Here is an 18,190-nt window from a genome sequence, read left to right as displayed (position 1 = left end):
CTTAATGTTACTCTGTTTTTCGATATAGAACTAAGATAGGGGCATATATTGGTTGCGTAAAATGATATATTTAAATTATTGTATTTCATATTATGAAATACACTGGCATTGAAGATGGATCACAAACAACTTAACTACTTCTTAGCATTGGCAGACACGCTGCACTTTTCACGCGCCAGTGAGCGCTGCTATATCAGTCCGCCTACATTAAGTCGTCAAATTAAGCAGCTCGAAAGCGAGGTTGGCACTGCTTTATTCATCCGTGACAATCGCAGTGTTTCTTTGACGCCACAAGGAAAAGCATTTGTGCATTATGCCCAAGCAACGCTAGCCAGTTGGCGGCAGTTTAAAAGTGAATGTCAAGATGAGTCGCAACCCTTAACGGGTGAACTCAGTTTGTATTGCTCCGTGACGGCGTCCTATAGCTTTATCTATGATTTGTTTGCACGTTATCGAAAGGACTTCCCGCACGTTGAATTAAATTTAATGACAGGCGATCCTGCACATTCAATATCTCAGGTGCAAAGCGATTTGACAGATGTGGCAGTAGCCGTTAAACCCGCTAATCTAGCACAGGGGATCGAGTATCAGTCAATTGGACGATCGCGTTTAGTATTTATCGCACCGACCATGCAATGTCCCCTGACTGATGTATTAGCACAATGTGGTGAAGGCGCTTTACCCTGGGCGCAGCTTCCATATATTGTGCCGGAGCAAGGGGTATTAAAGGAGCGAATCGACCGCTTTTTCAAACGGATGTCGATTCAACCACAGGTGTACGCGCATGTTTCTGGCCATGAGGCGATGGTCGCTTTGACAAGTTTGGGGTTCGGTGTGGCTTATGTACCTGAAATAGTATTGGCGCAAAGCCCATTTAAGAATCAAGTGCAGCAACTCAACTTACAGTCTGAAGAAATTGATATAGGTTTGGTGGCAAAGAAGAAAAGGCTCCAAGATCCGGTAATTAATAAATTATTTTCGGTAGCAAAAGGAATATTTAATTCGTAAAGCTGAAGTTCAGTTAACGGCTGTAGACTCGCAAAAATATAAATCAAATGCGAGGTTTAGTAGTGCATACGGTTCTCATCGCGGAAAGTAAAATGAATAGTTTGGCGGCCCCATTAGCCGCACTGCAAGGCCAGGGCTTTGATGTTCAAACTATGCTGTTAGAAAACTTGGAGCATGTAAATCATCAAAGCAGTCAAGGAAATGTAAGCAGTATTGTGATTGATCAGGCAATTGCAACGAGTGCAAGATTTGACACTATCAATACATTGAAATCTTATTTTCAGGCACCGGTGTTGGTGTCGGTGGATGATAATAATGATGATATACAAAGCTTGTTGCTAGAGCTGGGCGCAGACGATGTGATTGCAACCAATGCGAAGCCGAGGCTATGGCGAGCACGTTTAGACGCAGTCAACCGTAAAATTCAACGCGTTAATGTGGGCAGTGCCAAGTCTGCACACAGTGAACTGAGCTTTGGACAGTTAACCATTAAAGGAGATGAACGCACAGTTTTACTGGATGATAAATTAGTTAGCTTGACAACCCACGAGTTTGATCTAATTTGGTTATTGGCATCGCGAGCTCCAAAAGTGGTAAGCCGAGAAGAAATTTATCAAAAAATCATTGGCCAGCACTATCAAGCGAATAGCCGTACTATCGATGTGCGCATATCCTGCCTCAGGAAGAAACTTGGAGACAATGCAAATAGTCCCCAAAAGATAAAAACGGTGTGGCGACAAGGATATCTGTTTGTTAAAGAGGCTTGGGAAAAAAATTTATAGTTCGAATTTTTCGAACTATAAATCAATCATCATCTACTTGAAAAAACTTGATATCGCAGACTTTCCTGAAAATGATTTTTAATTTTCATTTTAAAACATGTAGTTACAATTTTTTATTTATTAATGCTAGTGACTCTCATTTTCTCTTCTATATTTAATCTTAACTCCACCTTTCTATTCGCATACTTTTAACAACGCAAATAATATTGATTGCTATTTAGGTCTGTGTATACTTTGTCCCGTTAAGAAAATGCAAATACAAATAATTTTCATAGGAAGACGTCCAATGGCATTAAGAAAGTCTCTGCTTGCAACTGCAGTTTTAGCTGCAACAATGGGTTTAACTGGGTGTGGTGGCTCGAGTAGCAATGACAACCCAACAACGCCTACAACTCCAACTCCGCCAGCGAATAAAGCACCAACAATTACGCTAGGCACTGTAGCAGTTGAAGAAGACAAGTTAGGTGAAGCGGTAGCTGGTGTAACATTTGCGGATGACTCAGACGCACTAAATGCACTAACTTATACTGTAAGCGATGGACGCTTTGAAATTGTTGAAGGACAGCTTAAACTTAAGGCAGCAAATGCACTCAACTTTGAACAAGAAGCTGAGCAGAAAGTAACGCTGACTGTTTCTGCACAAGACAGCGCAGGTGAAAAGACTGAGCAAGAAATCGTAATTACGATTACTGATATGGCAGCAACAGCAGGTGTGAACACCTATGAATTTGGCCATAATGGTGTATCTTCAGTGTCATATTCTGGTCAGGTTTCTCGTCAAGCGGCTATCTCTGAAGCGAAAAAGCTACTAGGCACCTTGAAAACGGGTCCTGAAGGCATTAACGATGTTGTAGAATTAAGAAAAATCTTAGCGGATGTACGTGGTATTTTGATGCCAGCTGACGAATCTCGCCAAGATAACGCACTGACTTTCTTATCGGGTGTGGATGCTGAACAAACCACTTTAGGTCAGATCTCTAGCCTTAAGAAAGTTGCTGGTGAAGGCGGTAAGATAGCTGGTCGTGACACGACTTACATGAATAAGGCGTGGGAAGAAAACGGTTCACTAGTTGGTTGGTCTGAATTCGGTGGTCACCCATCAACACCAGAAGGTTTGGTATTGTATTACCTAGACCTTGTTGAAGCGCAAATCACTAAGTTTGAAAATGGTGAAACTAATACGTTTACACACAACGGAACGACGGTCACGCTTAACAGCTTATATGTAACACCTGAAGGCCTAGACTTAGTTCAACTTATTCAAAAACACCTAAACGGTGCCGTTGCACTGTCTCAAGGTGCGGACGACTACTTAGACGAGCTAACAATTGGTGATAAGTCTGCTGACAATACAGTGCTAGCTGAAGGCAAGACGTACACAGAACTTGAGCACAAGTTTGACGAAGGCTATGGTTACTTCGGCGCAGCGACACACTACCTAGAGTTCAGTGACGAGCAAATCTCAAGCTCTGCATATCACGATGCGGACTCAGACGGTAAAATCAACCTGCTTACAGAGTACAACTTTGGTAACTCAACCAACGCATCTAAGCGTGACAAGGGAACTGCTGGCAACGCAAACCCGACGGACTTCTCTGGTTCAGCACAAACTGCGTTCATTAAAGGTCGTGCGCTGATCAACGCAAACTTCTCTAAAAACGTGGCTGATTGGAGCGAAGACGACAAAAAAGCGCTTGAAATGTACCGTGATCAGGCAATCCTAAACTGGGAAAAATCAATCGCAGCGACTGTTATCCACTACATCAACTACACAATTGCTAAAGAAGATGGCAACTTGACTCAAATTAAGTCAGGTGAATTTGATGCAAGTAAATTTGAGAAAGTTGCGAAGTACTGGGGTGAAATGAAAGGCTTTGCATTGAACTTCCAATTCAACCCATTCTCACCGGTAAGTGCTGAAAAATTCGCTGAAATCCATACTCTAATGGGTGACGCGCCAGTGCTTGAAGCTGACAAGATCGATGCGTATATTGCAGACCTTGAAAAAGCACGTGCAATTATTGCTGAAGCATATAGCTTCGATGCTGAAAATGTTGAAAAGTGGTAATCAACTCACTTTACATTTATGAAAAGGTTAGTCGCTAGAGCGGCTAACCTTTTGCTGTATTTATAGGTATCAAAAAAAGAGAATCGCAATGAGAGTGTTAAAACCTTTGAGCGCAGTTGCTGTTGCAGTGTCATTGCTTTTGAGCGGCTGTGGTGAAAGTAGTTCTAGTACAACCGGTTCAGAGTTTGTGAACAATGATGGTTCAACGAACCCAACGAACCCGACTAACCCAACCGATCCAACAACACCCACTGAGCCAACCACATTTGATGAAGCTGCCTTGGTCGCCAATTTAGTGAACAATGTATTGAGTCCAGCTTTAACGCAATTCCATAGTTATGCTCAAGCCCAACAAGCTCAAATTGGCGAATACTGCAGTGCAGCCAAAGCACAAGCAGACAACACAGATAGCCTCCATGAGCAAGCAAAAGACAGTTGGCGTGCAGCGATGAGTAGTTGGCAGTATGTTGAGTTAATGCAGGTTGGTCCACTTCTGACAAATGGCAAAGAATTAAAGGGTAATATTTACTCGTGGCCAGCTGGTGGCGCACTTTGCAGCATTGACCTAGATGTGGTGTATCATGAAGCAGGTATTATTAATGGCAACGCAAGCCTTCCTTATGACATTAAAACACGCACGTCAGACCGCAAAGGATTAATTGCAATCGAACATGCCTTGTTCAATACCAATTATGATCACAACTGTACCTTTGAGAACGATGCATTAGCGCCTTGGAATGGACGCACTATCAATGAGCGAAAGGTGGCCAGATGTGAATTTGCGCACACGGTATCTGCTGACATCGTAGATAACAGCGCAGAAATTTTATCTCGCTGGCAAGGTGACAGTGGCTTTGCTAATCAGCTATTAAATGCGGGTGAGCCGGGTTCTTCATTTGACACCCCTCATTTGGCCTTGAACGAGATCTCTAAAGCCCTTTTCTATATGACTGAAGAGCTGAAGGACAAGAAACTTGGCACGCCACTTGGGCTATTTGTAAACAGTTGTGGCTTTGAAAGCTGCCCACAAGATGTTGAGTCTGATATCTCAGCGCATTCAAAAGAAAATTTACTTGCTAATCTCCGCGCATTTAAACAAATCTTTACCGGAGAGGGTAGCAATACTGACAACACTTTGGGATTTGACGACTTCCTTGATGCTGAGGATGGCACTGAAGTGAAACAGCGTATGTTAGCTGGCATTGAAGAAGCTGAAGCGGCGCTGCTTGCTATAGATGGTTCGCTGCAGCAGGCTATTGCAGATGAGACTGCAAAAGTAACTGAAGTACATACCAAAGTTAAAAACGTGACTGACGAGCTTAAAAATGACTTTATCAATAAGCTGGCACTGGAACTTCCTCAAACATCGGCAGGTGACAATGACTAAGTACCCGCGTATGAATAAATCACTATTGGCATTGGCGGTTGCGATTGCACTACCGAGCGCTTATGCCCAAGACAATGACCAGGATGATATCGAGCATATTCAAATCATCAGTCATTACGACAAATTAAGAACGGAAGCCGGCTCTGCGACACTGTTGACTGAAGAAAAGTTAGGTGAGTACGAATACGATGATATTCATCGTGTGTTGTCTTCTGTGCCTGGTGTGAATATCCGCGAAGAAGATGGTTATGGTCTTCGACCAAATATTGGCTTTCGTGGCGTAACCCCCGAGCGTAGTAAAAAAATTACGATTATGGAAGACGGGGTGTTGATTGGCCCTGCGCCATACTCGGCACCTGCCGCTTACTATTTTCCGCAAACTACCCGAATGACTGCTGTTGAAGTGTTTAAAGGCCCCGCCGCAATTAAGCATGGCCCTCAAACGATAGCTGGCGCGCTGAACTTAGTGACACGTCAGGTACCTGAGTTCACAGAGGGCGCAATTGATATTGCAGCTGGTGGTGACGGTTACACAAAAGCGCATGGTTATTATGGCTCGGTCATTAACAACATCGGATTTTTACTTGAAGCGGTGAATGTTCAAGCAGATGGTTTTAAAGAACTTGATGGTGGCGGAGACACGGGGTTTGACAAGAACGATATTCTTGCCAAGTTCAATTATCGCTTAAAGCAAGATAATTTAGAGCATACATTTGGCTTGAAATTGAGCTATGCAGATGAGATATCGGATGAGACCTACCTAGGTTTGACGGAAGCCGATTTTGCTGAAAATCCATATCGTCGTTATGCAGCAACAGCCCCTGCGAAAATGGATACCAAACATCAGCAGATTATGTTCACACATAATGTATCTGGCGAAAATTTAAATTTAACTACGCGTATTTACCGTAATGATTATGAACGCGCATGGTTAAAGCTGAATAGCATTTCTGGGAAGTCGCCACAAGAAGTCTTGTACAATCTGGAATCAGACAATAATCAGCGTCTGTATGAAATTTTAAAAGGCGAACAGGATTCCATTGTCCCTGGTGCGACGGACTTTTTGACAATGGGTACCAATGACCGTGAATATTACTCACAGGGTATTCAATTCGATGGTGATGTGACGCTTAACCTGTTTGATTTAGAGCATGACATCTCTTTTGGTGTTCGCTTCCATGAAGATGAAATTGAGCGAAAGCACTTCGAAGAAAGCTATAATATGAAGTCTGGTGTATCTTCTCTCGTTGAAGGCAGCAAGCGCTTTACGACGCTTAATGTTGAGAATACTCAAGCTTTGTCAGTATATGTTGAAGACCAAATTAAGTTTGACGCATTGACAATTGGGGTGGGTGTGCGTGGTGAGTTAATGGACATGCATTACCATGACAACAACAACCCAAATAAATGGCAAGACAAAACCACACGAATTTGGTTGCCTGGGGTGAGTGGTTTTTATCAGTTGAGTGAAGATGCCGGTATCTTGTTTGGCGTACATCGCGGGTTTTCTCCTGCATCGCCAGCGCAACCAGCTGAAATAGAAATTGAGAAAAGTACCAACTATGAGTTTGGTGGCCGTTACAACGATGGGGTAACGCAGTTTGAAGTTGTCAGCTTCTTTAATGATTATAGTAATCTGAAAGAGAGTTGCGGTCAGTCAAATTGTGGTGATATCAACCAACAAGATGCTGAGTTTAACGGTGGCGCGGCGCACGTCTATGGTCTAGAAGCGCAATTTAGTCAACGTTATCCTCTCAATTTGCAATTAGACATACCTTATGGCTTTGTGTACACCTACACTAAAGGCGAGTTCAAGAACGAGCGCTACACGAAATTTGCTCAGTGGGGCAAGGTACAAAGCGGTGATCCTCTGCCGTATTTACCTGACCATCAAGTTAGCTTCAATATTGGTTTGAGCTCAGACAACTGGCGTACTTCATTAGCGGTTAAATACGTTAGCGCTATGGAAGAAGCGTCAGGCACAAGCTGGAATGTGGGGACCGATGAGTTCACTTTGTACTTAGAAGGTCAAGAAGTCCCTTCATCGACGACAGTTGATTTCTCGGCCAGTTACGACTTTGACAAGTACGGACAAGTGTACCTAAAGGTTGATAACTTGTTAGATGAAGATAAGATTGTCAGTCGTAGACCTTATGGTGCTCGCCCGGGTAAGCCAAGACAGTTTACGGTAGGTTATAAGTATCAGTTTTAACTGAACACTTAATCTAACGAATTTGTTGTATGAGGCCACATTTGTGGCCTTTTTTGAAAACTCACGGAGCTTTTACGTTAGATGTTTGAAACGATTTGGCAAAGTCTTAGTACCTTGCCTGGTTATCTTGTAGACGCGAACAAGCGTATCTTTTGGTTATACCTAGCCTCCGCTGGTGTGATGGCTGCGTTTGTGTATTGTGCAACAACTCAAGCTAGGTCATTTAAAGGCTTTTGGCATTTCCTTTTCCCCAAGTCAGTGTGGCTTCATGAGAGTGCTAAGCAGGATTACTGCTTGTTTATTATTAATCGGATTATTAAAGCACTGAGTTTTGCGCCCATTGTATTGACCATGGTGCCTGTAGCGATTGCCATTTCAGACTTTATGGAAGCCCTGTTTGGTCCTTCGTTGCATCTTCAGTGGCCACCGTTTGTTGTGGTTGGGTTGTTTACGTTGATGCTGTTTTTGATTGACGATTTAACCCGCTATCTTTTACATCTAGCATTACATAAAGTCCCTTGTTTATGGGAAATCCACAAAGTTCATCACTCCGCAAAAGTGCTGACGCCATTCACCATCTATCGTTCACACCCGATAGAAAGCTATTTTTATGCTTGTCGGATGGCACTCACACAAGGCATTGTTGTCGGGCTTGGCTACTTCTTTTTTGGCGCGGCACTGAGTATGTTTGATATTTTAGGCGCGAATCTGTTTGTATTTGTGTTTAATATCTGTGGGTCTAACCTACGCCATTCACATATTTGGTTCAGTTGGGGGGATAAGCTAGAAGGTTGGTTTATTAGCCCGGCTCAACATCAGATACACCACAGCGATAACCCAAAACATTTTGATACCAATATCGGATCTGCGCTCGCAATATGGGACCGTTTAGGCGGCAGCTTAGTCAGGGCTTCCGAAGCGAAAAACATTTCAATCGGGGTTGGTAAATACGATGCCGGACATGACTCTCTATTGGCCATTTATATTAAACCTGTTGTGGCCTGCTTAAAGGCGTGTAGACCGACGTTTACGGTGCGCAAGAAGATGCGAGATGAAAAGGGAAGATAGGCTGGCGACGGGCATTGCCAGCCTGGTTAGAGGAGAGTAGGCTCCTCAGAAATCGTTTCTACGGTTAGTGCATGACACGTCGTGCTGTGCGATGAAAACCTAACTCGTTTAATTTGTTTATTAAACTTGGGTCATCCAGTCTGTCAGGGGTAGACTCATTTCGTAAAAAATGGTCTTGCGGCACGGCGTGTAAATCGAGCATCTTATGAAATAAAATATTTCTAATGGCTAGCGCTGTCATTCCTGAGTCCTGAATGTCATCCAAGCGTTTTTGAATGTCGGAAAACGGGGCTGCATTGACATCGTCAACAGCTGCTGGAAAGTACGAATTTAACTTATTTTTGCTCATGCAAACCCTCATTAACTATCTAAATAGAATTTTTTGTTTGTTCCTAAAACCATATACTAAGTATAAGATTTAAGTACAAAAATTAGAGACACGCTCTCTAAATGACGTAGCCAGTGTACTCTTTTTCGCGGTCGAATTACTAACTTCGATGTAAAGTTTTGTAAATCGCACTATTACAAAAAATGCTTGAAAATAGGGAGTGATTTTAGACGTCTAGATGTAAGTATATGACAGGAAAATAAAAATAGTTCTCAGTACCCTTTTAAGGTTCTGAGAACTTGAAGAATAAAATTAGAATAATTTTTCTTTTACGTGCTCTGCAAAGCCGCTACCCGCTTCCAAATAGAAGTTATAAGTTGAGTGAACCCCCATATCTTCCAATTCTTTTTGTTGGTCTGGATAATTTGCGATAGCAGTGACTTGCCCCTTATAACCCGAAGCTTGCAGCTGTTCCAAGGCATAGATATTTTGCATATGTTTTGGCATGGCAAGCATGACCATTTCGACACTTGAATGATTCACGCGTTGCCAAAAGTCAGGGTCTGTGGCATCGGCCAACAGCACGCGTCTGCCGCGCTGAATATGTTTGTCTACCACTTCTGGTTTGATATCGATCCCTGCTACAGAGCCAGGGTGAGAGCTTTGAATTGTTTCATAGGCGCCGGTGCCTATGCGACCCATGCCGAAAATAACGATGCGCGTATCGGTTAAGTTAACAGGGAGCTCTTCTTCTAAACGGTGTGGGCTCTCAAAGCGCAGTAAAATATGTTCAAATTTTACATATAGCTCATTTGATCGTTTGTTTAGTGGAGACGCGAGGATGAAGGTAAAAGAGACCGCAATCGCGACGACGGCCAACCAATCTGGCGCGATAAGACCGCTGCTGGCTGCCACGGCACAGACAATAAGCCCAAACTCGCTGTAGTTGGAGAGTGTAAAGGCACTCAGTAGTGACGTACGAGCTCGCAATCTGAAGCGATTAGTCAGCACATAATAGAGCATAACTTTAACTGGCAGGACGAGCACCAATAATAAGCCAATAAGAAGTGCATGAGTTGAAATGCTGGCATTGAGACCAATGTTGAGGAAAAAGCCAACCAGAAGCACGTTCTTTAAATTTAACAATGATTTAGATAATTCGCTGGCCTTTTTATGTGGCGCAAATAGCATACCAATAATGAGCGCACCAAGGTCGCCTTTTAGCCCCGCAAATTCGAAGGCGTGGTAACCCACAACAAGTGCAAAGAAGAATCCAAACAAAGGTAGCAGCTCACCATGTTTGGAGCGGCTTAATACCCAGAACATCACTGAACGGAAGACAAACAAGCCAGCAATAAGTGCCAGTGCCCAAATATTTGGCACTTTACCGGTACTGACGGCTAAGAACACGACGGCAAAAATATCTTGCATGACCAAGATACCAATGGCGATTTTACCGTGTAAGCTGGCCATCTCACCTCGTTCTTCAAGCACCTTTACAGCGAAAACAGTGCTCGAAAAACTGAAAGCAAACCCTACCAGTAATGCACTTTGTAGATCGAGTTGATCGAACAAGGGAAGCTGCATCAAGCCTAACAGCAGTAATAATGAAGCAAAGAAGGCGCTACTTAAAATAATATGCAATGTTGCAGGTGCCCACACTTGTGGTTTCACTAAGTTTTTGACTCTGAGTTTTAAGCCAATACTAAACAATAAGATGGTGACACCCAAATCAGCTAATTGAGAGAGTAAAGGGGTGGTTTGCTGGCCCATAAGATTGAGAATGAAGCCTGCCATTAGGAATCCGATTAACGGGGGTAGCTTGAGTTGGTAAACCGAAAACCCACAAGCGAAAGCGATTGCAAAATAAAGTAGTTCCATAAGTCACGCTGGTTGTGCTAGATAGCACGATTCTACCAAATCAATCTGTTTTATAAACAAATTATGGGCAAAACAGTATGAAACTTTGTATGCGTATTAGGCTTAAACAGCGTGTTTTGATGAAAATCGATATATTTTCACTGACAAGCAACCACAAATGTGTTTAAGATGCCTTAACGGAACATCCTCGAGAGGAGTAATGATGTTTAAAAAACTCTTAGCATCTGTTGGAGTAGGTGCTGCAAAAGTCGATACAGTATTGGAAACTGAGCACTTACACCCAGGTCAAAAGTTTCAAGCACAAATTATTGTAATGGGTGGTGATGTAGAGCAGGAAATCTCTGGATTAGAGCTTGCACTAATGACCAAGGTAAAGGTTGAAAGTGACGAAGGCGAGTATTTCACAAATCATGTAATTGAAAAGTGGCGTATTCCTGAAGAGTTTACTATTGCACCTGGAGAACAAAGGGTCGTGCCGTTCGAAGCACGTTTGCATTCAGAAACCCCGATTACACAAATAAATGCGCCCTATAATCATTGTCATGTTTGGATCGAAACGGGCCTTGATATAGACCTCGCACTAGACCCTTCCGATAAAGATGCATTACACGTATATCCAAATGAAGCGGTCAAAGCCGTATTGAGTGCGATGGACAAGTTAGGCTTTCAATTAGTTAAAGCTGATGTAGAAAAGGGCTATTTAAGGGCTTCTAGCTTTCAGTCAACATCTGGCTGTTATCAAGAAATTGAATACCGACCGAGTAGTCATTCATTGTTTGGGCTTCAAGAGGTTGAGTTATCCTTCGTACCTGAGGCCCATAAAACTCATGTCCTGATTGAGTTAGATCGTGCATTCAGAAGCGATGGGTATATTGATTTAACGATTGAACACGATCAGGTTAACTTGTCACGTGTTTGTGACCAGCTAGAGCGTTTATTTGCTTGATGAGTGGTGATTTCTAATGGAGAAGAACCCGGTGCTAGAGCCTGTAGCAAGAACCTATCGTGAGCTAAGCCACGATGAAATCTTTATGATGTTTAAAGCCCGGGTCGACATATTTGTTGTAGAGCAAGCATGTGCTTACCCTGAGATTGACGACATAGACCGCGATTTAAATACGCGACATATATTGTTTCTTGAACAAGGTTGCCTCAAAGCCTACGCGAGATGCTATCCAAAGAGTGATACCGTTGTTGCGATAGGGCGTGTATTAATCACTCCTGAGAGTCGAGGCTCCGGTATGGGTTACACATTGATGCATGCAGCGCTTGCGTGTGTTAAACAGCACTACCCAGACTCACAGGTACACATTGCCGCTCAAAGCTACTTACAGCCATTTTATTGTAAACTTGGGTTTGAGCCTATGGGGGATGTGTATCTTGAAGATGGCATTGAGCACATAGACATGCAGCTTCAGCAACTAGGCTAATTTAAAAGAAAAAAGCGCTTCATTTGAAGCGCTTTTTTTACAAAGAGTTGATGAACACCAGGCCAATTGCCAGCGGGCACACAAACTTTATATACCAAGGCCAAATCTTCCAAAACAACGTATTTTCTACGGTTTCGTTACCTTCTTTAATCGCCTGTAGCAGTTTACTTCTATGCCAAATCCAGCCTGCAAAAATACAGCAAAGCATACCCAGTAATGGTTGCGCAAATTGGGTTGTCAGCTGCACAACGAAACCAAACAGAGCAGAAAAGTGATAGATAATCGTGACACTCACACAACTTACGATAATTCCTATCAACCATGTAGCCTGTATTCTAGCCAGCGCAAACTTTTCAACAACGTAAGATACAGGGGCTTCTAACATCGAAATTGAGCTGGTAAGTGCTGCGATGCTCATCAAGGCAAAGAATGCAAATCCGATATAAATGCCAATACCACCCATGCTTTCAAAAAGCGCTGGTAACACTTGGAATACCAAAGTGTCTTCCGACAGCAGCTCACCTGATGCTGAGAAAATCTCAACGCCTTGCGCTTGCGCGACGTACATAGCTGGAATGATCAACATCCCCGCAACGAATGCAATGAACACATCTATTAAGGTGACGTAGGCCCCAAGAGACACCAAGTTTTCTTGCTTACTAATATATGAGCCATAAATGATCATGACACTTGTGCCCAATGACAATGAAAAGAAAGCTTGTCCGAGCGCACTAACGAGCAAAGTAGGGTTTAAAATAGAGCTGAAGTCGGGTACAAGGTAGGCTTTAAGGCCTGTCATAGCGCCATCTTGTGTCAGTACATAGGCAATGAGCGCAAAGAGAATAAATAGCAGCGCAGGCATAAGCCTTTTAGACCACTTTTCAATGCCATTTTCAACGCCTTTACTAATGATGGCGACCGTTAAAATAATAAATGCAGCAGTAAAAAGTAAATCTCTTGAAAGTGACTGCTCACTTAACCAGGTGGTTGCTTGTTCTGTACCAGCGATGACCGAAATAGGTTCGAGGGTCGCACTAAACATCCAGCCAGCAACAATGGCGTAAAAGCTTAGGATTAAACCTGCACACACGATCCCACCAAAGCCCACGATAAAAGCAAAACGCTTTTGAACTTGGTTGTTTGCCAATTTTTGTAATGAAGCGACGGCATTAGCTTGGCCGTGACGACCGATGATCAACTCGGCCATTAATGCAGGATATGCCAAGCAAAAAGCCAGCACTAAATACACCAACACAAACGCTGCGCCACCATTACTGGCAGTTTGTGTAGGAAAGCCCCATATATTGCCTAACCCAACAGCAGAGCCTGCGGCGGCCATTATAAATCCAAACCGAGAACTAAACTCTCCTCGAATACTGCTCATGTTTTTATATTTCTCTTTTTTTAAAGACGGCCGCAACAATCTACTGTAAATGAAAGCAAATAAAAAGCCTTATCTGCACTGATCTAGCGCAAGATTTTGTCTTAAAATGACGCGTAGCTATAAATATCCAGTTCGCAATCTGGTTTTTTGTTTTAAAGTTTTGAAAAATAGGTGTTTTTTCGTGTTTTTATGAATTGGTGTCAGGTGTCCTGTACGTTTTGAGACACAGCTTTACATGGTAAGATTAAAGTGAATTTTGCACCGCCAAGCAACTCTGAGCGGCTAACTGCAGCTTTACCGTGATGCCAGTCTACCACTTTGGCAACGATGGCTAGCCCTAAACCATAGCTTTTTCCCGCTCGATTACGATGTCCTTGCTCCTGGAAAAATGGATTAAACACCTTACGCCAGTTTTCCTGTTCGATTCCTGGGCCATCATCCTCTACATTTATTTCAATTTCATGTTCATGCTGCTTGGCACTGACAAATAACTGCATGTTGGCGAAATCACACGCGTTGCTTAGTAGATTTGATATTGCACGTGCTAGCCAATGCAAGTCAGCTTCGATGCGCAGATCAGGGTCTATAGAGATATTTGCCGTTATGCCTTTTTTAGACATTTTAGGGTGCATTTGAGTCACCACATCTGCAATATATCCGTTGAGCTTAATCGGCTCAAACTTTAATAGATGTGACTTTTGTTCTAGCGTTGCAAATGACAGATAGCTAGAAAGCATATCCTCCATCTGGTCTAAATCTTTTTCCATTCGCTGCAGTAATTGATGCACCTCGTGTATGTCATCTTCTTCCATAGCTGCATCAAAGCCAAATCGTAAACACGCAACGGGGGTACGAATGTCATGCGAAAGACTGGAGGCCATCAGCTTGTTTTCAGCCAACAGCTTTTCGATTTGGTTTGCCATTCGATTAAAAGTGAGTTCAACATCTTTGATATAAGTAAAGTGATTTACTTCTATTCGGGTATTGAGGTCACCGCTGGCGAATTGTTTGGCTGCATGTGTCAAAACGGAGAGGCGTTTTGCTAAGGGAGCCAAAACAAACCACATAAGTGCGCATACGCCAGAATAAAATGCAAGGGTTAGCAAAACATCGTAACTATTTCGCTCAGGCGGCTTTTCTAATTGCAGCTCAATATAGTCAGGCTTGAGTTGTGGTGTTGACTTGAGCAGATAGAAGTACCCCTCGTCTGAGTCAATCAGCAAGCCTTGAGGTCGGTACATTTGTTCTGTGACTTCTGAAGGTAACGCCAATGAGGCGCCAGAGTGGTAAGATATTGTGAGTGCGAAATCTTCCCCTGCTTTTTTGACAAACGCGAGACGTTCGTTAACTGGCGTTGAACTGGCCTGATTTGCGATGCCAACAAGTAATTTTGCTTGCCAAAAGAAGCTATCATCATCTGGAGAGGTTTGTTCGTTCAGCGTGTCTATTAGCCACCCAAGTACGATGATGGAAATGATCACACCGGTAAGCAAAGATAAATATAGTTTTCTCACACATTCACTCTATATAGAACAACATAATAGCTTCAAGAGCAGGCGTTTTTTGGCCGGTCTCAATGATTGCGCAACTGAGCCAGTATTACCAAGCCGTTGGGACTAGTAAATACCCCTTACCCCATATCGTTTTTATCTTTTCAGGATTTTGCGGGTCGTCATCAAACTTTTTGCGCAGTGCCGAGATTAAAACGTCCACACTGCGGTCTAGACCGTCATACTCTCTCCCTTTGGTGGCTTTAAATACGGCATCTCTCGATACAACGTTACCAGCATTTGATGCAAGAAAATGAAGCAGCAGGTACTCTGCACTGGAAATAGAAATCTCGTGTCCTGCAACTAGTACTTTTCGAGCTTGAGTATCAATTTTCAAGTTTCCAACTGTCAAGACAGTACTGCTCGCGTCATTTTGAGGGTTCGAGTCTTGCGCTGCTCGGGCATTTGCCTTGATTCTTGCTAGCAGCGCTCTTGGTCGAACGGGTTTAATGACATAATCACTTGCCCCCACTTCTAAACCGATAACTTCGTCCATTTCCTCATCTTTGGCTGTTAGCATAATAATGGGCTTGTTGTAGAACTGACGAAGTTCTCTACATACGCTAATACCATCTTGCCCTGGCAACATAATATCCAACAGTACCAAGTCAGGATTATGTTGTTTTACCATAGACACGACTTCATCGCCGCGATGACAGCAGTGCGTCGTGTAACCTTGGTTATTGAGATAATCCGCAACCCACTGTGCAAGTGATTCATCATCTTCAACGAGTAATATCGTACCGTACTGCTCCATGAAAATTCTCCTTTAACATACTCAAATAGTATCACTATGGACGATGATACTCGTATTTGTTCAAAGCCATACTAATTTTAAAACATCTCACAATTATAATTGCTTAAAGGGATAATTGTGTAATTAAGTGTATGAGTTTGTTTGCTATTGAACATTTAACTTATCGATTAGGTTTCGCGTTAATGTTAGCATCATTTTTGGTGTGAGTTCGCTGACTTCATCTTTGCTGCACGCACCTGCTACCTTAATGAGTGGTGTAATATCTGGTTGAACGATATATGAAGGGATCTCAACTGGCGAACCATGCCTCTGTTGACGGGCTTCTTCTAAATTCTGTTGCTCGATAAATGAAACCACCTCTTGCTCATTAACCACTTTTTGTGTCTCGGTAAACGAGTATTGCAGGGGGATCCCTTGAAAACCTGCACTATCAACCGACGATTTTGCAAACCACACTACATCCGCTGAGTCGTTGTGGGTGAGACGCATGCTCAAAGATGCGGTGATATTACTGCACTGTTTGCTGGGGATGGTTTGCGAAATTTTTGCAATATAGGGGTGATCAGTACTGGGCTTATTAAGGACATAAACTTTGTCTCTATCAAACGAGAGATCCATTTGCTGAATCACTAATCGGTAATCTGTATTTTGTTGCATGTCGACTTGCAAGCCTTTCTTATTGAGCATTTTTACAAGTGCAGAGCGCAATTGTTCGGTTAGTGTTACCTTGGTTGCATCAATAAATACGGTGTCTTGCTTTTTCACGGTGTGTGCAGGAAGCTGGACCGATTTAATACGCGCAGACTCAAGTTCTGCTGTGTAGCTTATTTGATATATTGATTTCTGTAATAGTGGTTTAGGAGGAACTGTCAACTTTGGCGCAAGCGGTTGAGTCATGGCACATCCAGTTAAGCCTATCACAGCAAAACAGCTAAGGATTCCTCGCATTATAAACACCTCAAATTACTATTTTTCATCATATTATGTGGATTTTGCACTAAATTTTACATGGTTACTCATGTTTATCGACAGCTAAAAATTGTTCAAGTTTGTAACGCGCTTTACACTGTAAGGACCGATCAATAAAGATTCTTGTTTAAATTTAACGTATGTCGTGAGCCAGCAACTTACTTCGTGATATCATAACATCGCGTGTTAATGAACTGAGTCATTATGAAGTCACTATTTATTTTTTCAAAATGCTTACTAATGCTAACCTTTGCCATATCGGCCAAGGGAGATGAACTTAAAAAAGCAAAAGCATGGGAGCATTTTGTAAGCGACTATTCTAAGCAAGTCCGACAAAAACTAAAAGAAAAATCGATTCCCGGCGCGGCTTTGAGTATCACCCATGTAAAATATGGTGATATTGCAAAGGGATATGGCAAAACAAAAGTTAAAAAGGGACGTCCTGTCAATGGCCAAACCCGCTTTCGCTTGGCATCGGTTTCTAAAACATTTGCAGGCTCTCTCACCGCCAAACTTGCCGCAGATGAAAAAGTAGATCTCGACAAATATGTTGCAGATTACTTACCAATCTTTCGAGAGAGTCAATATGCACCATTGCGAGTATACCATCTGCTGAGCCATTCTAGTGGCCTAGTTCCAAATGCCTATGACAATTTAATTGAGTCCAGAATGGCGTACGACAATATATATCCAAGGCTGTTGAAAGTTAACCGTCTTTGTCGACCCGGTATTTGCTATGGCTATCAAAACGTGATGTTCAGCCTCATTGGAAATGTCATAAATCAGGCGACTGGACTGAGTTATGATACTTGGTTAAATGAGTTTATTTTTAAGCCGTTGGGAATGAAAGAGGCAGGGCTGGGCTATGAGCATATGACCAAAGACGACAATTTTGCGCTTCCACATGTAAAGGGACGCAAATATTGGCACACTGCAAAGCTCAAAAAGCATTATTATAAAGTTGCGCCCGCGGCGGGTGTAAATGCCAGTGCAGAGGACATGGTGATTTGGTTAAAAGCGCAGCTTGGCTTATACCCGAGTGTTTTATCTCTTGATGCACTTACTATTCAATCAAGGCCGTTTACGTTGACTAAACGTGAGCTGCGTAGACGAGTTTGGAAAAAATATGTTGACCAAGCACATTATGGGCTCGGTTGGCGAATTTATAGTTTTGAAGGAGAGACTGTGTACTACCACAGTGGGTGGGTGCAAGGTTATCGTACGGACGTCGCTGTCATCCCTTCACTGGGTATTGGGTTTAGTTTGTTACTGAATGCAGAAAGTGGTTTGATCAATCAGTTGACGACTGACTTTTTAAAGGAAGCGATAGATATCGCACGAGATGTTGAACCGCAATAGCGGTTCA

At 42.8% G+C, this 18,190-nt stretch carries 15 protein-coding genes; 9 read left to right on the top strand and 6 right to left on the bottom strand.

Annotated elements, in window-relative coordinates; all coding sequences use genetic code 11:
- Positions 1-114: 114 nt before the first annotated feature.
- The 6 genes from ilvY to L1286_RS02120 all read left to right on the top strand — a co-directional run bounded on the left by ilvY (position 115) and on the right by L1286_RS02120 (position 8,525).
- On the top strand, positions 115-1,008 hold the full coding sequence (ilvY, locus tag L1286_RS02145) for an HTH-type transcriptional activator IlvY (RefSeq protein WP_235405285.1): 894 nt from the start codon (positions 115-117) through the stop codon (positions 1,006-1,008).
- Positions 1,009-1,100: 92 nt separating this feature from the next.
- Positions 1,101-1,790 (top strand): winged helix-turn-helix domain-containing protein, encoded by a 690-nt coding sequence (locus L1286_RS02140; protein ID WP_235405284.1) that lies wholly within the window; start codon positions 1,101-1,103, stop codon positions 1,788-1,790.
- 286 nt (positions 1,791-2,076) lie between these two features.
- Positions 2,077-3,858: a DUF4856 domain-containing protein gene (locus tag L1286_RS02135; RefSeq protein ID WP_235405283.1), complete on the top strand. Its 1,782-nt coding sequence runs from the start codon at positions 2,077-2,079 to the stop codon at positions 3,856-3,858.
- An 88-nt stretch (positions 3,859-3,946) separates the two neighbouring features.
- A complete protein-coding gene (locus L1286_RS02130; RefSeq protein ID WP_235405282.1) occupies positions 3,947-5,245 on the top strand; it encodes an imelysin family protein in 1,299 nt (432 codons plus the stop codon).
- On the top strand, positions 5,238-7,457 hold the full coding sequence (locus L1286_RS02125; protein WP_235405281.1) for a TonB-dependent receptor family protein: 2,220 nt from the start codon (positions 5,238-5,240) through the stop codon (positions 7,455-7,457). The genes L1286_RS02130 and L1286_RS02125 overlap by 8 nt, the downstream gene beginning before the upstream one ends.
- An 81-nt stretch (positions 7,458-7,538) precedes the next feature.
- Positions 7,539-8,525 carry a sterol desaturase family protein gene (locus L1286_RS02120; protein WP_235405280.1) on the top strand — a complete coding sequence of 329 codons (987 nt, stop codon included), beginning with the start codon at positions 7,539-7,541 and terminating at the stop codon, positions 8,523-8,525.
- A 64-nt stretch (positions 8,526-8,589) separates the two neighbouring features.
- Here L1286_RS02120 and L1286_RS02115 read toward each other — a convergent pair whose 3' ends face one another.
- Positions 8,590-8,874, bottom strand: coding sequence for a hypothetical protein (locus L1286_RS02115; protein WP_235405279.1), 285 nt, complete (start codon positions 8,872-8,874; stop codon positions 8,590-8,592).
- Positions 8,875-9,165: 291 nt separating this feature from the next.
- A complete protein-coding gene (locus L1286_RS02110; protein WP_235405278.1) occupies positions 9,166-10,734 on the bottom strand; it encodes a cation:proton antiporter family protein in 1,569 nt (522 codons plus the stop codon).
- Positions 10,735-10,936: 202 nt separating this feature from the next.
- On the opposite strand from L1286_RS02110, the gene L1286_RS02105 reads away from it, so the two are divergent.
- Positions 10,937-11,680 (top strand): sporulation protein, encoded by a 744-nt coding sequence (locus tag L1286_RS02105; protein WP_235405575.1) that lies wholly within the window; start codon positions 10,937-10,939, stop codon positions 11,678-11,680.
- A 16-nt stretch (positions 11,681-11,696) separates the two neighbouring features.
- Complete coding sequence (locus L1286_RS02100; protein WP_235405277.1) at positions 11,697-12,164, top strand: GNAT family N-acetyltransferase; 468 nt, start codon at positions 11,697-11,699, stop codon at positions 12,162-12,164.
- A 37-nt stretch (positions 12,165-12,201) separates the two neighbouring features.
- Here L1286_RS02100 and L1286_RS02095 read toward each other — a convergent pair whose 3' ends face one another.
- The 4 genes from L1286_RS02095 to L1286_RS02080 form a co-directional block, all read right to left on the bottom strand.
- Positions 12,202-13,548, bottom strand: coding sequence for a sodium-dependent transporter (locus tag L1286_RS02095; RefSeq protein WP_235405276.1), 1,347 nt, complete (start codon positions 13,546-13,548; stop codon positions 12,202-12,204).
- Positions 13,549-13,748: 200 nt separating this feature from the next.
- The gene (locus L1286_RS02090) at positions 13,749-15,062 is read right to left on the bottom strand and encodes a sensor histidine kinase (RefSeq protein ID WP_235405275.1); all 1,314 of its coding nucleotides are present in this window, start codon (positions 15,060-15,062) and stop codon (positions 13,749-13,751) included.
- 85 nt (positions 15,063-15,147) lie between these two features.
- A complete protein-coding gene (locus L1286_RS02085) occupies positions 15,148-15,855 on the bottom strand; it encodes a response regulator transcription factor (RefSeq protein WP_235405274.1) in 708 nt (235 codons plus the stop codon).
- A 144-nt stretch (positions 15,856-15,999) separates the two neighbouring features.
- A complete protein-coding gene (locus L1286_RS02080; RefSeq protein ID WP_235405273.1) occupies positions 16,000-16,803 on the bottom strand; it encodes a hypothetical protein in 804 nt (267 codons plus the stop codon).
- Positions 16,804-17,028: 225 nt separating this feature from the next.
- On the opposite strand from L1286_RS02080, the gene L1286_RS02075 reads away from it, so the two are divergent.
- On the top strand, positions 17,029-18,183 hold the full coding sequence (locus tag L1286_RS02075; protein WP_442961656.1) for a serine hydrolase domain-containing protein: 1,155 nt from the start codon (positions 17,029-17,031) through the stop codon (positions 18,181-18,183).
- The last annotated feature ends 7 nt before the right edge of the window (positions 18,184-18,190 follow it).

The sequence above is a fragment of the Pseudoalteromonas sp. SMS1 genome, from assembly GCF_021530565.1.
Classification (GTDB): domain Bacteria; phylum Pseudomonadota; class Gammaproteobacteria; order Enterobacterales; family Alteromonadaceae; genus Pseudoalteromonas.
Note: the sequence above shows the minus strand (reverse complement) of the source record. Positions and strands in the feature narration are given on the sequence as shown.